This is a genomic window from Corallincola holothuriorum, assembly GCF_003336225.1.
Taxonomy (GTDB): Bacteria; Pseudomonadota; Gammaproteobacteria; order Enterobacterales; family Neiellaceae; genus Corallincola; species Corallincola holothuriorum.
Window position 1 is genome coordinate 1 of the sequence record NZ_QPID01000002.1, and the last position, 20,090, is coordinate 20,090.

The 20,090-nt window shown below is 49.5% G+C and carries 21 protein-coding genes; 11 read left to right on the top strand and 10 right to left on the bottom strand.

Annotated elements, in window-relative coordinates; genetic code table 11:
• Window positions 1-77 precede the first annotated feature (77 nt).
• Window positions 78-1,055 carry an IS110 family RNA-guided transposase gene (locus tag DU002_RS02925; protein WP_233496395.1) on the top strand — a complete coding sequence of 326 codons (978 nt, stop codon included), beginning with the start codon at window positions 78-80 and terminating at the stop codon, window positions 1,053-1,055.
• 397 nt (window positions 1,056-1,452) lie between these two features.
• Here the strand turns inward: DU002_RS02925 and DU002_RS02930 are convergent, their stop codons facing one another.
• From DU002_RS02930 to DU002_RS02950, 5 genes are all read right to left on the bottom strand, one after another.
• Window positions 1,453-2,019, bottom strand: a complete 567-nt coding sequence (locus DU002_RS02930; protein WP_147271761.1) for a DUF6436 domain-containing protein — start codon at window positions 2,017-2,019, stop codon at window positions 1,453-1,455.
• Between the two features lie 49 nt (window positions 2,020-2,068).
• Window positions 2,069-3,580 carry a methyl-accepting chemotaxis protein gene (locus DU002_RS02935; RefSeq protein ID WP_114336875.1) on the bottom strand — a complete coding sequence of 504 codons (1,512 nt, stop codon included), beginning with the start codon at window positions 3,578-3,580 and terminating at the stop codon, window positions 2,069-2,071.
• A gap of 412 nt (window positions 3,581-3,992) precedes the next feature.
• A complete protein-coding gene (locus DU002_RS02940; protein ID WP_114336876.1) occupies window positions 3,993-4,385 on the bottom strand; it encodes a GlcG/HbpS family heme-binding protein in 393 nt (130 codons plus the stop codon).
• Window positions 4,386-4,402: 17 nt separating this feature from the next.
• On the bottom strand, window positions 4,403-5,380 hold the full coding sequence (locus tag DU002_RS02945; protein ID WP_407642896.1) for an aldo/keto reductase: 978 nt from the start codon (window positions 5,378-5,380) through the stop codon (window positions 4,403-4,405).
• A gap of 163 nt (window positions 5,381-5,543) precedes the next feature.
• On the bottom strand, window positions 5,544-5,735 hold the full coding sequence (locus DU002_RS02950) for a hypothetical protein (RefSeq protein WP_114336878.1): 192 nt from the start codon (window positions 5,733-5,735) through the stop codon (window positions 5,544-5,546).
• A gap of 177 nt (window positions 5,736-5,912) precedes the next feature.
• Between DU002_RS02950 and DU002_RS02955 the strand changes: the two genes are divergently transcribed.
• Window positions 5,913-6,821 (top strand): LysR family transcriptional regulator, encoded by a 909-nt coding sequence (locus DU002_RS02955; RefSeq protein WP_114336879.1) that lies wholly within the window; start codon window positions 5,913-5,915, stop codon window positions 6,819-6,821.
• Window positions 6,822-6,906: 85 nt separating this feature from the next.
• Here DU002_RS02955 and DU002_RS02960 read toward each other — a convergent pair whose 3' ends face one another.
• On the bottom strand, window positions 6,907-8,073 hold the full coding sequence (locus DU002_RS02960) for a DUF3179 domain-containing (seleno)protein (protein ID WP_114336880.1): 1,167 nt from the start codon (window positions 8,071-8,073) through the stop codon (window positions 6,907-6,909).
• A gap of 200 nt (window positions 8,074-8,273) precedes the next feature.
• The gene (locus DU002_RS02965; RefSeq protein ID WP_114336881.1) at window positions 8,274-8,831 is read right to left on the bottom strand and encodes a PhnA domain-containing protein; all 558 of its coding nucleotides are present in this window, start codon (window positions 8,829-8,831) and stop codon (window positions 8,274-8,276) included.
• 162 nt (window positions 8,832-8,993) lie between these two features.
• Between DU002_RS02965 and DU002_RS02970 the strand changes: the two genes are divergently transcribed.
• The 3 genes from DU002_RS02970 to DU002_RS02980 are packed head-to-tail and all read left to right on the top strand — an operon-like array spanning window position 8,994 to window position 10,674.
• Complete coding sequence (locus tag DU002_RS02970; RefSeq protein ID WP_114336882.1) at window positions 8,994-9,569, top strand: DUF2878 domain-containing protein; 576 nt, start codon at window positions 8,994-8,996, stop codon at window positions 9,567-9,569.
• Window positions 9,566-10,081: a chalcone isomerase family protein gene (locus DU002_RS02975; RefSeq protein WP_114336883.1), complete on the top strand. Its 516-nt coding sequence runs from the start codon at window positions 9,566-9,568 to the stop codon at window positions 10,079-10,081. The genes DU002_RS02970 and DU002_RS02975 overlap by 4 nt, the downstream gene beginning before the upstream one ends.
• Window positions 10,081-10,674: a DUF3833 domain-containing protein gene (locus DU002_RS02980; RefSeq protein WP_114336884.1), complete on the top strand. Its 594-nt coding sequence runs from the start codon at window positions 10,081-10,083 to the stop codon at window positions 10,672-10,674. Before DU002_RS02975 ends, DU002_RS02980 begins: the two co-directional genes overlap by 1 nt.
• 49 nt (window positions 10,675-10,723) lie before the next feature.
• On the opposite strand, the gene DU002_RS02985 is transcribed toward DU002_RS02980, so the two are convergent.
• Window positions 10,724-11,323 (bottom strand): hypothetical protein, encoded by a 600-nt coding sequence (locus DU002_RS02985; protein ID WP_114336885.1) that lies wholly within the window; start codon window positions 11,321-11,323, stop codon window positions 10,724-10,726.
• A gap of 222 nt (window positions 11,324-11,545) precedes the next feature.
• Window positions 11,546-12,136: a TetR/AcrR family transcriptional regulator gene (locus DU002_RS02990; RefSeq protein ID WP_114336886.1), complete on the bottom strand. Its 591-nt coding sequence runs from the start codon at window positions 12,134-12,136 to the stop codon at window positions 11,546-11,548.
• Window positions 12,137-12,284: 148 nt separating this feature from the next.
• Here DU002_RS02990 and DU002_RS02995 point away from each other — a divergent pair, with 148 nt between their 5' ends.
• The 5 genes from DU002_RS02995 to DU002_RS03015 all read left to right on the top strand — a co-directional run bounded on the left by DU002_RS02995 (window position 12,285) and on the right by DU002_RS03015 (window position 17,926).
• On the top strand, window positions 12,285-14,333 hold the full coding sequence (locus DU002_RS02995) for a VIT and vWA domain-containing protein (protein ID WP_199405153.1): 2,049 nt from the start codon (window positions 12,285-12,287) through the stop codon (window positions 14,331-14,333).
• Between the two features lie 135 nt (window positions 14,334-14,468).
• Window positions 14,469-15,137 (top strand): esterase/lipase family protein, encoded by a 669-nt coding sequence (locus DU002_RS03000; protein WP_233496397.1) that lies wholly within the window; start codon window positions 14,469-14,471, stop codon window positions 15,135-15,137.
• A 201-nt stretch (window positions 15,138-15,338) separates the two neighbouring features.
• On the top strand, window positions 15,339-15,890 hold the full coding sequence (locus DU002_RS03005) for a GNAT family N-acetyltransferase (RefSeq protein ID WP_114336889.1): 552 nt from the start codon (window positions 15,339-15,341) through the stop codon (window positions 15,888-15,890).
• Complete coding sequence (gene arfB, locus DU002_RS03010; RefSeq protein ID WP_114336890.1) at window positions 15,890-16,303, top strand: alternative ribosome rescue aminoacyl-tRNA hydrolase ArfB; 414 nt, start codon at window positions 15,890-15,892, stop codon at window positions 16,301-16,303. Before DU002_RS03005 ends, arfB begins: the two co-directional genes overlap by 1 nt.
• A gap of 147 nt (window positions 16,304-16,450) precedes the next feature.
• A complete protein-coding gene (locus DU002_RS03015; protein WP_114336891.1) occupies window positions 16,451-17,926 on the top strand; it encodes an MAC/perforin domain-containing protein in 1,476 nt (491 codons plus the stop codon).
• 66 nt (window positions 17,927-17,992) lie between these two features.
• On the opposite strand, the gene DU002_RS03020 is transcribed toward DU002_RS03015, so the two are convergent.
• Window positions 17,993-19,273 carry a glycosyltransferase gene (locus DU002_RS03020; RefSeq protein WP_233496399.1) on the bottom strand — a complete coding sequence of 427 codons (1,281 nt, stop codon included), beginning with the start codon at window positions 19,271-19,273 and terminating at the stop codon, window positions 17,993-17,995.
• Window positions 19,274-19,479: 206 nt separating this feature from the next.
• Here DU002_RS03020 and DU002_RS03025 point away from each other — a divergent pair, with 206 nt between their 5' ends.
• Complete coding sequence (locus tag DU002_RS03025) at window positions 19,480-20,040, top strand: NnrU family protein (RefSeq protein WP_114336893.1); 561 nt, start codon at window positions 19,480-19,482, stop codon at window positions 20,038-20,040.
• Window positions 20,041-20,090: the final 50 nt, after the last annotated feature.

Sequence of the window (20,090 nt, forward strand, 5' to 3'; positions counted from 1 at the left end):
TTTTCTCTAACACTGGATGGTATCCAAGCGCCCGCTTAGCGGTGATGCTGCATGGACAAGGGTAGTAAGAGTTAATTATGCAATCTGTTGGGATCGATGTAAGTAAAGCCAAGCTCGATTGTTGCTGGCTGCGGGATTCACAAAAGAACAAAGTTAAGTGCAAAATATTTAAGAATCAGCCTGACGAATTCAGACACCTGGGTGATTGGCTGGTAAAGAACACTGGCAGTCAGCCGGATGAGATCCATGTGGTATTGGAAGCCACAGGCGTTTATCACGAAGCTGTTGCTCTGCAGTTGTACGACAGGGGCTTTCGGGTCAGCGTTGTAAACCCAGCACGGCCTAAGAAGTTTGCTGAGTCGATGGGGTATGTTCATAAGACCGATAAAAAAGACAGTGTGATACTGGCGAAGTTCGGCGAGCAGGCAAAACTGGCTTTGTGGGTGCCTGAGCCGAGGAAAATACGCCAGCTTAAGGCGTTGATAGCACGCCTTGAAGCCCTGGATGAGGACCTTCAGCGTGAGAATAATCGTCTGGAGGCCGCAGAGCTGACACAGGCATCGGAGATTGTCATTGAATCACTGACAACGATGCTGGAAGCGCTTGAAGCTGAGCGCAAGCGTCTGTTGAGTGAAATCGATGACCACATTGATAATCACCCGGACCTCAAAAAGAACCGAGCATTGCTGGAAAGCATTCCGGGTGTGGGGCCGGTGGTATCACGCATGATGCTGTCTGTTATCGGCAGCCGGTGTTTCAGCAGCGCTAAAGAGCTTGCTGCATTCCTTGGCCTTATACCTCGCCTGAGAGAGTCGGGGACGATGAAGGGACGAACCATGCTAACCAAGCAGGGTCCGGCAAATGTGAGGGCCAAGCTCTACATGGCTGCGGTGGTCGCTAAAAGTGTCAACCCGGATATCCGGCAACACTACGACCGACTGGTAAAGAACGGTAAAACAAAAATGCAGGCGCTCGCTGCGGCAATGCGCAAGCTGACTCATATTTGCTTCGGCGTGCTTAAGCACCAGAGCGAGTATCAGCCTCAAACAGCGTGAAAATCACTGCTTGAGGCATGACGAGCAAGATGGTATCTCTCCCCTAGGAGAGGGGACAAGAGAAATGCCGCGCTGCTGGCTAATTGAAAATTTGCTCCGCTATTCTGTCTTTGCTGCTTCTCCCCTTGCGGGAAAGGCTGTGATGAGGGGGCTTATTAGGTGACGCTAAACTCCAAAACACCAAAACACCAAAACACCAAAACACCAAAATACCCCTCACCCTAGCCCCCTCCCCTAGGAGAGGGGACAAGAGAAATATCGTGCTGCCGGCGAATTGAAAATTTGCTCGGCTATTCTGTCTTTGCTCCTTCTCCCCTTGCGGGAGAAGGTTGGGATGAGGGGGCTTTTTCTTGTTGTTAAATCGATAATAATTGGCCGGGGCCGGTTGGAGTTATGTCTAAACGTTGTGCTGACTAAGTGTATCAGTCGGACAATAACAACCTAACACTTCCATCGGCATCACCGCCGGATGGGGCGTGGCGATCTGTTTGAGGATACTTTCCACCAGGCTATTGCGGCTGCTGCACAGTAGGCCAGCAGAGTAAGGGCCAAAGTAGCGTAATTGTCCCGTACTATCGAGCAACAGGGTTGCTGGTGTCGCCGGTATCCAACGTGCTAGCACAGGGTGCTGCTCTAATGACAGCGTGATATTCCTTACTTTGAGCTCGGTGGCTTGTTTTTGTAGCTGTTTTATATGGCGACTGGCGCGGGGCCGGCAGTCGCAACCCTGTTGGGTGAAATGGACCATCACGGCGCCGTTCTGTTCACTTGCTATGGGGAGATGCTGTCTTAGGGTTGCAGTGAATGTTGCCGGTGATTCAGTGAGCGGACGCACGCGGTCATGCTGATCAAAAAGAATCAGCGGGGCAAATTGGGTGTACCAAAATGCCCAAGCGGTAAACCCTATCCAGACCACGAATAGGGTAAAGCTTGCTAGATATTTTCTAGTGACGATCTGTTTCAACGGGCCAATATTTTGAATAAGGGGCTATTTGGACTAGCCCCATATTGGGTTAATTGCGCTGTTCGAGATGGAAGCTGACCAGCGCATCTTTCAAACTGTTAGATAGTTTCTCTAACTCCTTAGCGCGGTTAGCAGCCCCTTCGCTGATGGTTGCTTCCTCTTCTGTTACGTCCCTCACTTCTGAGGCCGCGGCGGCGATCTCTGCGCTGGCACCTTGCTGTTCATCAATCGCCGAGGTCATCAAGCGGGTCAGTTCCAGTGCTTCTGTCAATTGGATACGGGTTTGTTCAAATGCCGATTCAGACTGGTTGGCCGCTTCAACACTCCCACCCGCTTTGCTTAAACAAGCTGTCATCGCGTCGACAGAGGCGCTGCTGCCTTGTTGTAGGGAATCGATGATCCCTTTAATCTCTTCTGTCGACTCCTGTGTCCGTGAGGCGAGTGAACGCACTTCATCGGCAACGACGGCGAAACCGCGCCCCTGCTCACCAGCGCGAGCTGCTTCAATCGCTGCATTGAGGGCGAGTAAATTGGTTTGCTCGGCGATAGCTTGAATAACGTTGAGTGCGGCACTGATGCTTTCGCAGGAAGCGGCTAATTCGGTCACCGTGCTGCTCGTGTTTTGCAGCAACTGTTCCAGATCAGTAACCATAACTCGAGTTTCATTAATCGTGCTTTGGCCATCGTTGATCTGGCCGTTGGCATTGTCCATGGCGCCCATCACTTGCTGCGCCATCTCTGCTTCTTGTACGACGGAATGAGACATCTGCTCGGTTGCCGCGGCGATCTGCTCCACGCGGCCGCGCTTGGTATTGACTATGCGGTTAAGATCTTCACTGGCGCGATTCATGCCGCTGGAGGCACCTTGCAGTGTGGTGTTTGAGTGGTCTATCTGTAATAGCAGTTGAGACATCCTTGCCAGCATGTCATTGAACTGTTTCAGCAGAGGGATATCTTCATTCTGGCAGCGCGCCATTAGATCCAGTGAATTAGGATCTCGGGTGATTTGCTTGGTTATTTCAGCTAATTCGGTGCCCATTACCCCTTCAGCGAAAGAGCGTTTGGCAATGATGATGAGTAGGGCTGCTTCGACGACGACAAAGGCGGCGTGGATCAACATGTAACCGAAGGTATTATGCCCCTCTTCAAATGCCCAAACTCCGGCACCACTGTTTTGCAGCATTAGAAAGCTGATGTGATGCAGTGCAATAACCACGGCCGCAGCCAGAATACATTTCCAGTCGCGGTACATGATCAGTAGAGCTAACAACACAAAAATAGAGAAATGCATCTCTATCAGCCCTTCTACTTGATGGATATGCAATGCCGCAAATACCATGAGGGCGACCCCCACAGCGATCCGCGCCAGGGCAGAATCTTGAGCAGACTTCATCAATAGGATAGGGATGAGCATCGCCGGTGCACCGATCAAGATCGCAGCGAGCCAGCTACCACCTGAGATCGCCAGGATCAGTGCCAGGGCAAATAGTGCCACTAGAATGATCTGCATCAGTTGATCGGCTTGGCGGCGGAATGGAAGCGTGGGTTCTGACATAGACATAGGTTTCCAATTGGCTAAATGGCTTTTCGCGGCTGCTTTAGTTATCGGCCAAGCCAGAGAATGGTTTAGTGGCTTTGCCCCGGCATCGTGCCTTGTTCAGCGTAGCGTTAATACAGATGCAGCGGCATCGCGGCTAGGAGCATCTAAATCCTTGATGTAAGGCTAAACAACTTTTTGTTAAATAATAGGAAACATGCCACATTTTGGATCATCGTTCCGGCCGATGGTGAGTGGTTTTGTGGTGTAAATCACCAATGGGTTGCCCGTGTGCTTGAGGGATCAAATACGAGGAAGTTGTGGTGCTAGTGAGTGGGCGTGGTTAGCGCTGAAGCTGAGCAGGAAAAGTGGGCGCAAAAAGAGGCGACACTTGGCCGCCTCTGTGCGTGAATAGGGAAAAGCCTGAACAAACTATTTAAAGGGCGTCGATAGCAGCTTGACCTAAAGCGGCATCATCCTGTTCACTCATACCGCTGATGCCGATGGCACCCACCACCTGTCCGTCCACATAGATGGGAACACCACCACCGATACCGGTGAAACGAGCGTCACTCCAATAGCCCATATCTTTGCCTGTTTCTTGCGCCCATTGCGCCAAATTCGCGCTAGGTTGACGATCCCTCGCTGAGGTATAGGCTTTGTTTTGTGCCAGAACAGCGGCATGAAACGCCACCCCGTCCATACGGGCGAAACTGACCAGTTCACCATGGGCATCGACGATGGCCGCTGCAATAACCACGCCTTTGGCTGTGGCCAATTCGAGCGATTTATTGAGTAATGTTTGAGCGTGAGAAAAACTGATATCCATGTTCATTCCTGTGTTGCTTAAGGTAGCTCTTGGCCACGGGCGGTAACGAAAAGCTTGTACCAGTCTTCGCGACTGAGTTGCACCTGGGTGGCCATCGCACAGGCGCGAAGACGGCCTTCGTGGGTGGTACCCAATACCGGTTGGATAGTCGCGGGATGCTGCATCAACCAAGCCAGAACAATAGCTTCTGCGCTGGTTTGATAGCCGTGAGCCATCTCTCTGACCAATCCGGCGGTGGCGTGTACATGGGGTGGTTGGCCATCAAGGTTGCGGCCACTGAATAACCCTTGTGCTAAACAACCCCATGATTGCAATTGAATGTCGTTCTGCTTGCAGTAATCCGTCAGGCCAGCGGTATAACCCACATTAGCGCTATCGCCAGTGCCTACTAGCACAGCATCTTCAACAAAATCCGCTTGGCTCAAACTGAGGGGTAATTGGTTGATCACCAATGGCTGCTTAATCTGAGACTGTAGCAGCGAGATCTGGTGTTGGTTCATATTGGAGACACCAAAGTGGCGTACTTTACCCGCGCTTTGCAAGCGGTCAAATGCCTCCGCAATCAGTTCGGGTTGCATCAGTGGATCCGGGCGATGCAACAGCAATGTATCCAGATATTCAGTACCTAAGCGACTAAGGATGTTATTAACACTCTCTTCAATCCACTCAGGGGATAGGTCATAACGTTTCGGACCATGAGCATCTTCAAAGCGGATCCCACATTTGGATTGCAAGATGATCTGTTCACGCAGCTCTGGACGGGCTTTAAGCACTTCGCCAAATACCTGTTCAGCTTTACCCATGGTGTAGATATCAGCGTGATCAAAATAGTTTATCCCGCACTCCAGTGCGGTATTGACGGCTTGATGGGCCAGATCGATATCTTGTTGACTATAGGGGGCGTTATCCCAGCTACCGCCCAGTCCCATACAGCCATATATCAGTCGGCTGGCTTTAGGTAGGTGGTTTTGTATAGGTGTCTTATTCATGGTCACTCCTGTTCGGACTGGGCTAATCCTAAATCGGTCAGCAAAGCGTGCCAAGTACTAAAGAACGAAAAGCTCGAACTATAGTTCGAGCTTTTCGTTTAGCTTTCATCGATAGAATGTTTGCCTACAGTGGCAGGGGGCTACCGTTGTCGGCATCCATCGATCCGCGTCAGTAGTAGATGTCATCGCTGTTATGTACCTGCGGGTCATTAATGACTTCGTCGAAGCGTACGACAAACTCATGATCATCTACATAGTCAGCCATCAACAACAGATGATGCTCCTTATCGATGCTGCGTATCCGGCCATCGCCTTTTTTTGTTGCGCAGAAATTGCCCAACTTGGCTTTTGAAACATCCATAAGAGTGCTCCAATATGAGGTCGGCCATCCGGCTAAGTATAGTTGAAGATGCGCGCTATGAAGGAACGGTCTGTTGCAGGGGGGGCTAGGTCGGAGGGGTAAAACTGTAAACTGTTTTCATCCGTTGATAACTCTCTGTTAGGCTTAGTGTTCGAGCATTTACATCGTGAATGAGCTATGGATCTGTCTAAGTTCGACCTGAATTTATTAAAATGCCTAATGGTGTTGCTGCAAGAGAAGAACACCAGTAAAGCGGCAGAAAGATTAGGCGTTAGCCAGCCCGCAGTGAGCCGTTCATTGGCGAAAATACGGACACATTTTGATGACCCTCTGTTCGTGAAGCAGGCGCGAGGACTGGGGCTAACTGACAGAGCGGTAGAGTTGGCTGAACAACTGCCTGACGTATTGGCTAAGCTTGAAAGCTGCTTGGCAGGCCAGGAGTTTGAGCCATCCCAACTGACCGGAAAACTGCGTCTGGCGATCAATAACTATCTCTCCGAAAGTCATGGTTTTGCTATTTGCCAAGCAGTGTTGTCTGAAGCCCCCAATATAGAACTAGAGCTACATAACTACAGTCCATCCACACAGATCCAATTGGTTCGCCAAACCATCGATGCGGCCATCAGTTTTTATCCGTTAGAAGTGTCGAAAGAGATACGTCAGACTAAGATAACAAGCACCCCGGTAGGGGCCTTCTGTCAATTGAACCACCCTATACAAGGACAGGTGTTTACCGCAGATGATCTGCTGCGCTATCCCATTGCGGGGTTAATTCTGTCTGAGTTCAATGAGCAAGGCATGCAGATAGAAAAGCTCCTTAAACCTGGTCAGCATCTGAAGCCCAAATTCAGAAGCCAGCAACTAAGTACCATACTCGATTATACGGCTTCATCTGACGCCTTGTGTATTGCGCCCCGAAGCAGTTACACCACGCAGATGCAGACACGTTTTCGTTTTGTTGAGCTCAGTCATCAAGATAAAGGCATCGATATGCCGGTGGTTTTGCTCTATCACAACAGTCAGCACCGGACTAAGAAGTATCAATGGTTAACACAAGTGATCAGTTCGCTATTTCAGGATGTGTGAGCTTTACCAACTTAGTCTATTTGTGCCGAGAACTAAAAAAGGCGCCTTTCGGCGCCAAGCTAGAGCATGTTGGGTGTCTCAGCCGTTAGTTCATCACTTCTGTGTTGGGGAACCAGTGCGACCAGACCATCCAAAATATACCGTTGAGCATAGGGATTTGTTCTAGTCGACCAAGTGCCGTGTTGCCGTGAATATCGATGGTGCCAAGACTGTCGACAGAGACTGTTTGGTTGTCGATTGTTCGGCTGAATAAATTGGTGATACTGCGCTGCTCGTCGTACACCAGTACCATGGGTTGTCCCTCAAACTCGAATTCATAGGTAGGCTGACTCTTGACGAAATCCAGGGTGAAAGCGATCTCTTTGTTGTCGCCACGGTAGCCCCACACCTGCTCTTTAAAGCCAACACGTTCATCTTTCATATCCAGCGTGGGGAAAATCGGGCCATGCTCTTCACTGAATTGATTTTTCATGGGTTGTTCAAAGAGTGTGAGCAAGAAGTCGTCTAGCGCGCGGTCAAAGCCATAAATAAATACCGTACCATGCGGGTAGAGTTCTTTAAAATCGGCCCAGGTCATCATGGTGTTGGGATGCTCTACGGGACTTGTTTTGCCAAACTCTGAAGTCATGGTGACTTGCTGAATGAGGTCGCCACTCTGACGGTCCACCATAACTAGGTTGTTATTGGTTTGGATTAAAATACCTATGTCGGACTCACCTTGACCGAGATCTTGCTCAATAACCACGGGTAGATTGCTTAGCGCACAGAACGTCATGGTGACCTCTTTACCGCCGATGTTGTCACCGGCAATGTGAGGTATTTCAAGATGCTTGCGCGGGAAGCCGCGTACGTCACCGTTGATCTCTACTGCGTAGACAATGTCTTCGTCATTTATTATCACATCAGCCTCAATAACGCTTACGTAGTTAGCCGTATGCTGATAGGAAGGGAAGAAAGCGGCGAGTAGGAAATTAGCCGCGATGATACAGACTAATACGCCACTGGTGGCCATCGTCATCCAGAACTTGGTCCACATTTTGTAGCGACAATGTAGGTGCCATAGGTATCCCATCATGGCCAGATTCAAGCCGATGAACCACCAACGGTATTGATAGTAGGTGACAATCCATTCTCGTGGCAGATCTAAACTTTGCCCTGGCTCAGTCATTAAGACCGCGCTAAATATTGAAAATGCCGCGGTGACGAAGGCGACGATGCGAAACCAAATGCGTTGTGTTTTGGCTGTGTTCATAGGTCGTATCCCCCTTGAAGTTGATATCGCAAGATATTAGGGGGAGAGGGGGGCTTGAGACAGCCACAGCAGAGACTAGCTGGTATACCAAATATGGTATGTCTTATGGTGAAAAAGCTGCTTAGTTGGCTAAGAGACCTATTTTAATGCTTAAAAAAGCACCTGAACGGTGCTTTTTTATCAATAACGATGCTGTTGGGTTATTTCTTCCGGCAGTAAGCGGCAATCAGGTACATAGATTGACCATTGGCCTTGCCAGAGATCAGCGTTGGATCATCTGCCAAGCTGATACCGCGCACCATGGTGCCTTGCTTAATCACCTGTGAAGAGCCTTTCACCGGAAGGTCTTTAATCACTGTCACGTTGTCACCTTTTTTCAGTTCGGTGCCATTCACGTCGAGTGTTTTTTCTACCTCTATTAGGCCGGCATCAGCCCACTTTTTTGTATCTTCTTCTAGATACATCATCTCTAGCAGGTCTTGCGCCCAACCTTCACCAGCGAGGCGATGTAACATGCGGTAGGCCACCACTTGTACTGCCGGTACTTGGCTCCACATGCAGTCATTAAGGCAGCGCCAGTGATTCATATCTAACGTGTCACCGTTGATTTCATCGCGGCATTTGATACAAGCGGCTACTGTGCTGGCATCACCGATCTGATCGCTACCACTGACCTCCTGTGCCGCCAGATCATTTTCTGCACCACACAGTTCACATTTGTCGCCGCTACGTTGGCTCAGGGTCTTGCTCAAAGACATCGGATTAACCTTCTTTCAAATTTGCTGCGGCAAGTATACCTATTCAGCATCATCTTCGCCTGCAGCATTGCAGGCATAGATCTGAGCCAACGCAAAGCAAAGGGATCTTTTTGTTACCACGGTTCGTATGAGTGAGTAAGGCAAACTTTAAGACGGATAATCATGGGTACGTTAGCGTCATTGACTCAAGCAAGCGGCTTCAGAGTATCTGGATTGGGCGACAGACTGCTGGTTAATGTGCTGTGGTTCGATCTATTTTGGCTTACGTGTGTTGTTGGTCAATCCGCTTGGTTTCCCGCTTCCGTTGCACTACTTGCGTTACACCTTCTGTTGATCAGTGAAAAACTGGTGGAACTCAGGATATGGGCCGTATTGGGACTGTTTGGCATTGCTGTCGACAGTGGGCTGAGTGTCGCTGGGGTATTTAAATTCGATCATGATGTCGTTATCCCTGTCTGGTTAATTTGTCTGTGGTTGGGTTTTGTTTCAACGCTGGGGCGCAGTTTAAGACCGCTGATTGCTCGCCGTTGGTTGGCGATGATGACGGGGGCGTTTTTTGGCCCACTCAGCTATTGGGGGGGGGAGAAACTGGGCGCTGTTGAATTTGGCTTTCCACTATCCACCACGCTGGTATTGCTAGGTTTTTTATGGGCAATACTGTTGCCGTTATTACTTCTATTACATGAGTTTTTATCCCGCCCGATTAAATCAACAATGCGCACTGGAGGTTCACCATGAAAGGCTTAATGCGTGTGACCAGGATCTTAGCGCTTGCGATGGCAGCCGTCGCATTGATGTTTGCTCTTCAAGCCAACGCACAGATGATGAATGTGGTTGGCGAAGCAAAATTGAAGGTGATGTTTTGGGATGTATATTACTCACGTCTATACAGCCCCAGTGGACGATACGTAGACGGTCAGCGGCCTATCAAGCTTGAGATAGAGTACTTGATGGACATAGATGCCGAAGATCTGATCAGCAGGACGAAAGAGGAGTGGAAGCACCTCGGAGTGAATCACCCCAACCAAGTGCTTTGGCTGCAAACCTTGGAAATGATGTGGCCAGATATTACAGAGAATGACCGGCTTGCGATCGTTATTGATGATGCTGGCCATAGCTTATTTTTGCTCAACAACACACCCATAGGCAGGGTCGAGGATCCTGACTTTGGTCAGCACTTTGTTGATATCTGGCTCTCCCCGAATACCAGCAGACCACAACTTCGTTTAGCCTTGTTAGGAGCCGAGTAATGGCTAATAGATTGCCAATTTTGTTGTTGGCTGTGTTGTTGCTGTCAGCCTGCTCCACCGATGTTGAAGAGTATCGCGGCAGTACGCCAGCATTTCAGTTAGAAAGCTATTTTGATGGTGATCTTATTGCTTATGGCATGGTGCAAGATTACAGCAACAAATTGACCCGACGCTTCTGTGTCGAAATAAATGGTGTTTGGCAGCGCGAGGATGGCGTACTGCGCGGAATCATTGATGAGGATTTTTTCTTTGATGATGGTGAGCAGAGCAAACGGATCTGGCATCTGGTACGCCATACTGATGATCAGGGATCCCACCACTACACAGGCAATGCCGCTGATGTGGTGGGGGAGGCATCTGGACGAGCGGAGGGCTCGGTTTTTCATTGGCAGTATGAACTGCTGGTGCCGATCAAAGATGACGATGGCAGTGTTACCGAGTATCAGATAAAGGTAGATGATTGGATGTATCTGATGGATGAGAGGCGCCTGTTTAATCGTAGCGAACTGATTAAATTTGGTCTCACTGTGGGCCAGGTAACGCTGTTTTTCGAAAAGCGAGAGGGCGTTAACAGCTGTGCTATGGCGGCATAAAAAAACCGCCCATGGAAAGAGCGGTTTTCTGATTGTTTCGTTACAAGCGTTATTTGCGACCGCGTGCAGCCCTTACACCGGCCAAGCCAATCAACATCAAGCCTATTGTCAACGGGGCGGGTACATCAGCCTGCGAGAGGGTGGAGAAGGTATATGTTTCACCGTCATATAACGCGTTGAAACCCAAGCTAAGGGACGTTGGCGTGTAGTCGAGCGTTGCTAGATGGCTATTGTTGCCGCCCCAATCGCATGAACTTCCAGTGGAAGAGCATGTGTAATCGGTTAGGATAACCTCATCAACAGCGACTAAATCCCATAGTGAGATCATCAGCAAATCATTGCCAGAGGAAACATTCCCGTCACCGTTGCGGGTACTTTCTGTGATTGATACCGAGAAAGAGGTGTCGGCGATGTCGACACTGATACTCCAGACTTGATTGAATACGTCGGTCATGACTCCTTCAAACTCGACGCCGGCATCGACAATGGCGGGAGAGGAGAATTGGGTTGTGATTGTTTGGTTTCCTGTGCTTAAAGCACCTTCGACGCTGTCACCCATCAGTCCGGCATTTGCGCCGAACGACAGTGATGTTGCAGAGATAATAGCCGTTGTTTTTAACCAGCTTTGCAGTGTTTTAATTGAGAACATAGTACTTCCTTAGCTTCGGACTATAGGTTTTTTTATTGTTGTTGTCGCTACGAAGCAGGAACTATTCCACTAAATTAACTATTAACTCATCTGTTTGAATTTATATGTTTTTTTTATGAATAAAGCCCTTTTATTTGTGTGGTTTTTTTGGTTCCCGTGTAAATAAACCCGACTCCTATTTTTGCATAACGAATCGATTGCATCCTGCTACCTAGGGCGCGGCTATGCTGGCAAATACCGCGTCAGCAGATCATCGATCAGTGCTTTACCGCTGATGGCTGGTGTCGCAAACAGTTTATCCTCCAAGGTGAGATGCACGATGCCGTGAACACTGGCCCACACCGTGCGTATTTTTAGCTGTATCTCTGTGGTTGAGGCGTCTGGATAAAGCGGCAGCATGCACTCTTCAACCAAGGCAAGCAGGCGGTCAATACGTTGTTGCTGCCAATCGGGCAGGGTTTCTCCTTCGGCTAATCGATGCTCAAACACTAAACGCCACCGATGAGGGTGCTGCTGCGCAAACGCCAGATACTGTTCTGCCATCGCCCGCAGTTTATCTTTTGCCGTCGAGGCTTGGTCCATTGCGGCGGACAAGTCACCGCTCATCTCATCCATGGTATGGCCGTTCAATGCCAACAGTAGATATGAATAACTGCCAAACAGGTTGATCAGCGTGCCGGCAGAATAGCCCACCAGTTTCGCGGCCTGACGCAAACTTAAGTCGGCAGCGGGTTGTTGTTCAAGGAAGGCTGTCACTGTGGTGAGTGTCAGTGCGCGGAGTTGCTCGGGACTGTGATCGTTTCGTCTGGCCATAATTGAACAGTGTTAAAAATAATTGACTTTGCTATCGGATTCGCTCTATCTTAATTGAACGCTGTTCAATATCAATCATTAGATGGTGTTGTAACCGCGTTTTTTAACGGACTTATTTTGAACGCTGTTCAATTAGATCGAGGATCCGATGATGAAACAATCTTTGAAGCAACTAAAACGAATAATCAGCGCGGCGGTGTTACTGCTGACAGGTATTGCCGGTGCGACACAAGCCGCAGGGTTGATGACACCGATAAACAGTGGTCAGAGCGAATTGACGCTGCAGGACCACAAAGTGAAAGTCACCATTGCTGATGGCTTTGCTACCACCACAGTGGAGCAGGTTTTTGCCAATCCCCATGCCCAGGATTTGGAAGCGATATATAGCTTTCCTGTGCCCAGTCGCGCATCCGTTGGAGAGTTCACTTACTGGATCGATGGCGCGCCAGTACACGGTGAAGTGGTTGAAAAGCAAAAGGCCCGAGATATCTATGAGCAGGAAAAGCAGCAGGGTAACCACGTTGCCTTAACTGAGCAGGAAAGCTATCAGCGTTTCGAGATCCGAGTATTTCCGGTTAAGGCGCAAAATAGCGTAAAAATACGATTGGTTTATCTGCAGCCAATAGAGGTTGACCACGGTGTTGGTCGATTTCTCTACCCACTCGAGAGCGGCGGTGTCGATGAAGCACAGAAGGCGTTTTGGAGTACTGATCCGGTAGTCAAAGGGCAGTTTTCTTTTGAGTTGGAGTTGAAAAGTGGCTTCCCGGTTGAGGCGTTGCGCTTCCCTAAGCATGCGCAGTTCCAGCTTGAACAACTTGGCCCGCAACACTGGCGTGCCCACTATGACAGTCGTGCAGAAATAGCGGAAGACGGCAGTGCCAGTCATTTCTCTCTAGATGAAGATATTTTACTGTACTGGCGTTTACAGCAAGGGTTGCCAGGTGCTGTCGAGCTGGTCAGCTACAAGCCAGATGCGAAAAGCCAGGGTACCTTTATGCTGACACTGACCCCATCAGATGACTTGCAGCCACTGAACAGCGGGCGTGACTGGGTATTGATCCTCGACATGTCTGGCTCAATGAGCGGCAAATACCAAACACTGATTGAAGGCGTACGCCGTGGTTTTGAAAAATTTGGCCCTGAAGATCGGGTTCGTATTGTGCTGTTTAATAACAGCTCGGAAGATTTCAGTGGCGGCTACGTCAACGCGACACCAGCTAACTTAGATGACTTGGCGAACCGTTTAGCGGCGCGCAGTCCCGGTGGCGGCACTAACCTCATGGCCGGTCTGAAAATGGGTATCAAATCTTTGGATGCCGACCGCACTACCGGGATCTGGTTAGTCACTGATGGTGTTGCCAATGTTGGTGAAACCCAGCAGAAAAAGTTCCTTGAAGTTATCAAAGATAAAGATCTGCGTTTGTTTACCATGATTCTGGGCAATGAAGCGAATCGCCCACTGCTTGATGCGCTAGCTAAACGCAGTAACGGCTTTGCGCTGGAGGTCTCTAACGCTGACGACATCATGGGGCAATTGACCCTGGCCGCCAGTAAGGTAAATCACCAAGCATTGCATGATATCGAAGTGGAAGTGGACGGCGTAAAGGTTGGCGACTTACAGCCAGCCACCATTGGCAGTTTGTATCGCGGTCAGCAGTTGCAACTGTTTGGTCACTACTGGAAAGGCGGTGACGTGAAAGTGACGGTGAAAGCCAAACGTGGTGGTCAACCAATCTCTTACCGTACCCAATTCAAGCTGCCTGAGCAGTCAACCGAACTCCCTGAAATCGAACGTTTGTGGGCGTTTGCGCAAATTGATGAGCTGATGGCAGAACAACGTGATTTCGGTGAAGACGCCGACCGGAAAGATGCTGTGGTAGATCTGGCGAAACAGTACGGCTTAGTGACTGAATACACCTCGATGCTGGTATTAGAGGCGGATCGCTTTGCCGAACACGGGATTGAGCAAAAAAATGCTCAGCGCATTGCGACCGAGCAAAAAGCCCGTGAAATAAGAAAATCGCAGCCGGTGGTTGATCGCCAGGTGGATAAGCAAAACCCGCAATACAACAAGCCCCGCTCAGGCTTTAGCGGTGGCGGTGGCAGCATGGGCTGGAGTGGGTTGACGTTGTTACTGCTTGTTGTCGTTGGACGCCAGTTTGTTGGTATGCGTCGCCGTATGGCTCAGGGGAGCTAATCGACAATGGTTTCATGCTGTAGATTTTTAGTGAGCACGATATTGGTGGCCCTGTTAGGAGGCGGGGCCACTGCCCTTTTCGCTGCCCAAGAACGAGCCATTCAAGTGACCAAATTTTGGCGAGAGGGAGGGGGCGTGACAGTACCTACGTTATTAAACAAACCGGCCGATTGCGTGGTGCTACTGCATGGCCTGGGTAAATCATCATGGTCGATGTGGTGGCTACAACAGCAATTAAGCGCAGATTATCGAGTGATTAATCAGAGCTATCCATCCTTGAGTCAACCGATTGAGCAGCTATCTGAACCAACTGTCAGCGCCGCGATCAGCCAATGCCAAGGGGATCAATATCGTCAGATCCACTTTGTCACTCATTCGATGGGAGGAATTCTGTTACGGCATTACCTGTCAGAGCACAAGATTGAAAATTTGGGACGTGTGGTGATGTTAGGGCCACCCAATCAGGGCAGTGAAGTGATCGACCATCTAGCTGATGTTCCGCGCGTCCTGGCGTTGTTAGGGCCGGCTGCAAGGCAGTTAACTACTCAGGGGGCAGGCATCACACACTCGTTAGGTGCTGTCAATTATGAGGTGGGAGTTATTGCGGGCGATCGCAGTATCAATCCATTGCTATCGCGCTGGTTGCCCGGTAGTGACGACGGTAAGGTTTCTATTGAACGAACGAAAGTGACAGGCATGCAAGATTTCATCGTTGTCCCTGTTTCGCATCCTATGTTGATGTGGCGGCCAATGGTGGTTGAGCAAGTGAAAAGGTTTCTTACAACAGGGAGCTTTTCGACTTGAGCCGGGTGAGTTTACTAGCCTGTCGCATAAGTCTTGGCGGCTTCAAGTAGAGCGCGGGCTTAACGACCTAGGCTGGAGCCCTATATTTCCTAAGCCCGCAAGTTGCAAAATCAGGTCTTAGCTCGACTCCCAATCGATAAAACGCAACAATAGCGATGTATTGCACTTTGTATGGGTTTAACGACCCCGAGATATCAATTTATGGACGTGCTCCCAAGTGAACGCCTGACATTTTCTTTGATGGATGCATCCGATGCGCCACTGATGTTTGAGCTGGACCAAGATCCAGAAGTGATGCACTTCATCTCGGGCGGGAAGACAACCTCTTATGACGATGTATTGCAGGTGTTTTTGCCGCGCCTGGCCCAGTATCGTAATCCAACAAAAGGCTGGGGGTTGTGGAAGGTTGTTGAATCGGCAAGCGATGAATTTATTGGTTGGGTACTGGTGCGGCCGATGGCGTTCTTTTCTGCCGACCGTGATGACAGCGACTTAGAGTTGGGTTGGCGCTTTAAGCGCGCTGCCTGGGGTAAGGGGTATGCCACTGAAGCGGCGAGACAGATCATGATGACAATCTCGCAGACGACAGCTGTGACTAAGTTCAGTGCCTTAGCGGTAGAAGATAATCATGCTTCCATCAATATCATGACCAAGCTCGGCATGAGGTTCGAGAAGAAAGCTCTGCATAAAGATCCATTGGGGGATATGGACGTGGTGTATTACCGGCTGAACATGAATAAGAGCACAGATTAATGCTAGAAATTTCCAGTAGTGTCACCCTCGCCGAGTGGGAAATTGAGCTTACCGCGATCCGTGCCCAAGGCGCGGGTGGCCAGAACGTCAATAAAGTCTCCAGTGCCATTCATCTGCGTTTTGATATTAAGCGTTCCACCCTGCCAGCTTTTTACAAGGAGCGCCTGCTCAACCTAAAAGACCATAGGATCACCAAAGAGGGGGTGATCGTAATTAAGGCGCAACAGTATCGAACGCAGGAGATGAATCGTGATGATGCGCTGCAGCGACTTAAAGCGTTGATCTTATCTGCGACGGTACAGCAGAAGACCCGACGTCCTACGAAACCCACTCGTGGATCCCAACGCCGCCGTATGGATAAGAAGACGCTCCACGGTAAAACCAAGCAGCTGCGGGGTAAGGTGGATCATTGAGTATCGCTTTGTACGCCTGATTTTGGTTATAAGTTAGTCTCATTCAGTGTAACCCGTTCCCCTCTGTTAATGTCTACCACCCTATCCTTAGAATTCAATCAATCCATTATGTACGGATGAAAATTTCTATAAAAAAGGATTTTCATAATGAATACTTTCAACAGATCAAGAGGTGTTATTCCATTTTTTTATGTTGTTTGCGCGGCCATCTCCATATGTTTTTTGAATGGTTGCCAGGATGCGCCGAAAACGCCGGCAGGATCCGTCGCCAGTAGTGATACTTCCCCTAATATTGCAACGTCTTTGGGTGCCAGTCGTACCGTCGTTGGCGCGGCTGTTTATGTGCCAGCAACACTACTGACAGAGCCTTTAGGTGAAGGTACCGCCAAGCAATTGTTTGCGTCGTTGGAAAGTGACGGTTGTGTGGTGTTCGATGAGCTGGCCAAGTCGTCAGACAGTGTTGTTCATACGTGGACTAAGTCGACCGCTTTTTACGAATATCTAAGCAGTGACACATCACTTGACGCCAGTCTGGAAGGGCCGGTGACGCTAGGCACCACAGTGAAAGTGGTTACCAAATCCAGCAATGAAAAGAATACCTCATTGCTTGGTGCGGTATTTGAATTCAATGCGTACAAACAACGTTTCGACTTGGCTGATGATTGCATTACAGGTAGGCATGGCAAAGGCAGTTTGGCAGCCGACTTTCTGGCGGACTATAAGGCTTTACCCTATCCGGTCAATAAGCCAGAAATGGAGTCTTCTTGGGAGAGTTATGATCGTTTCCTAAAAAAGTATGGATCTCACTTTGTCTCGAAATTGTTTGCTGGAGCCCGTTATCGTAGTTTTGTCACATTAAAAAGCAGTAGTGCAATAAAGGAGCGTGAGCTAGCGGTGGCCGCCTGCTTGTCAGCGGAAGGGCCTACCCAAGAGGGGCAAGCGTCAGTGAAGGGTTGTGAAGGAGTGACCCGTCAGCAGAAGCAAGCGATTAGCCTATCTGATTATCAGGTCAACTCAAAAGCGTTTGGCGGCAGTGAGGAGCTTAGACAGCTGCTTGGAGCTGGCAAAGCAGCCACACCAGAGTTGTTGGCCGAATTCGCAAAAACCGGAGAAACTCTGCAAGACGGTGTGAAATATGAATTGATGCCAATTTGGCAGCTGTTAGAAAGCCGTTTCGAACCCGGAACGAAAGAGCAGAAAATAGCGAAGTCGATGCAGGCTTATTTTGAAGGCTTTCTCTCTTTTAATTGCTCACAGTTACATGGCTGCGGTTGTGCCAAAGTGATGGATAAAAAAGATAAGGTGATGCTGCGTAAGTTCGCGTTGCTTGATAAAGCAACGGCATTATATGGTTGTCAGCGTCCGGCGATGGGCTGTCGGAATGACGATGATTGTCATTACAATGCAGGCAAAGCCTATTGCCAATGTCACGGCGATCACTGTGTGAATCGTGGCGCAGACAAGCTGAGTGCCGTGGTTAACTACACGACTAAAATCACCGGTAAAGATACCGGGCCGAATAAAAGCTGCCACTTTGTCAAAAGCAAGCTTCAATGCCAGTGTCAGCGGCCAGATAGCAAGCATATGTGGGACACCCTTTGGCGAAGCGATAAGGCAAGTTAAACCGCAAGCGTTCGGCGCACCGAGTTGGTATCACTTAGCTAACTCGGTGCGGCAAATACCTGTATTTCAGTCTGAGCCATTTTCATCGGTCAAGGCCAGCAACTTGTTCTTCGCTTCAATCCACTGTGCCATATATTGAGTGCTTTTATGGTGATGGTGTTGCAGCATGGCACCGGTGAAGTTACGCAGGCGGTGCTGGGATAAATTTGCTTGCAACTCTGTCACTGCCGCAATAACTCGCTGGCCTATCTGTTCACCATCAAAGCGCTGTTTTAATACCGAAACAGCTTGTTGTTGGCACAGCTGCCAGCGTTGCTGATCGTTGTATAGCGCTACGGCTGCGTCAGCAAATGCTTCTGCTGAATGGACGACAACGCCAGGCCATTGATCTGCTTCTGCCATCCCTTCGGCACCGATCTCTGTGGTCACACTGGGGGTGCCCCACAGCATGGCGTCGGTGAGCTTACCTTTAATGCCCGCGCCGAATCTTAGAGGCGCTAATAATATCCGACTCTGTTTTACCGCTTGCTCAGCACTCGGTGCCCAGCCTTTAACTAAGAAACCTAGCTTGGGGTTATGCAATGCGGTGGCTTTTGGTGGCGGATAAGCGCCATAGATGTGCAATTGTGCCTGTGGTAGCTGCTTACGGATCAGAGGCCAAATAGTCTCACGAAGCCAGAGTACTGCGTCCCAATTCGGCGCATGACGGAAGTTACCGATACTGATGAAATCCGTTCGTTGATCAAAGCTTGGTACTTGATTATCTAGGTTTGCCAGATCGAGCATAAAGGGGCAGTAACAAAGCTGTTGCGCTGGCACGTTGAAGTGTTGCTGCAGAAGCGCTAGCTCGAAATCCGAGATAATAAAGCTAAGGTCACAACGGTAGATACTGGCGACTTCTCGCAGGGCATAATCGCTGGCCAGATCTTCATCTGTCATTGACCGCTCTGCTTTGTGAGCAATATGGCGAGCATGACGCAGGCTGTGCAGATCTTCGGTATCCAATAGCTTGATCGCATTCGGGCAGTGTTGGCTGATCCGCCAGCCGAACTGCTCCTCCATCATAAAGCGGTCGAACAGTACGATGTCGGGGTTAAGCTCAGCAGCAAAGCTGTCAAACGCAGAATCATTGAGTGGGATCGCCCGTACCTTAACGCCCATCGTCTGCAAATCCACCATGTGCTCGGTTAGCTGCGCAGGGCTGGCAAAACAGACCTGCCAGCCTTGGGCGAGAAACAGCTTGATGAATGAAACCATATGGCTGCCTGCCGCAGAGGAGTTTGGCTCCGGCCAGACGTAGCCGATGATCAGTACCTGAGTTGTTGCATTAGGCGGCGTTGATTTCAATGGTGTGACTTCGCTTCGGTGGAGGATAAGTTAAACCTAGAGTGTGCCTGAAACTGAACACTGATCCAATGGAGCTGATATGAGACAGTTTTTTCGTTGATTTATATGCTGTCAGCAGGGAATGCTTGGGACTAATCATCTCGATATGCCATGCTTAAAAGACGACAATTAACTTCCGTTCCTGTCATGGGTCTAATGGAGTAACTATGACTATTCTGGCTTTTGGATTATTGCTGTTTTTTGCCGTGCATCTGGTGCCTTATCGCCCTGCTATTCGTGGTATGTTGGTGCGTCGCCTTGGCGATTCAGGCTATAAGATTGGGTTTTCTTTGCTCTCCGTGAGTGGGCTGGCGCTGATTATTTATGGCAAGGCGATCGCCAGTTATATCTATCTCTGGTCGCCTGTTTGGCCCGGTATTTTGCGTCATTTAACCTATGCGTTTTCCCTGCTATTTTTCATTCTGCTGATGGCAATGCTGATCCCTTGTAATCTAAGACGCCGTTTGCACCATCCTTTTCTACTCGGTATCGCCTTTTGGAGTTGGGGGCACCTGATCGTCAATGGTGATTTGGCTTCGATGCTGCTGTTTGGCAGCTTTGGCCTGTTTGCTATCTTTGCTGTGGTATCGGCACTGAAACAAGAGAAGTTATGCACTTTGCCACCGCAAGCGAACTGGCGTGACGCGCTGGTCGTTGCCTTGGGTGCACTGCTTTATGCCATCTGCGTGCGCTTCCACGGAGAGCTGTTTGGTGCTTATCTGGTATAGAACAATCGTTGCAGATAAAGACAAAGCGCCCGTAGGCGCTTTGTTTGTTT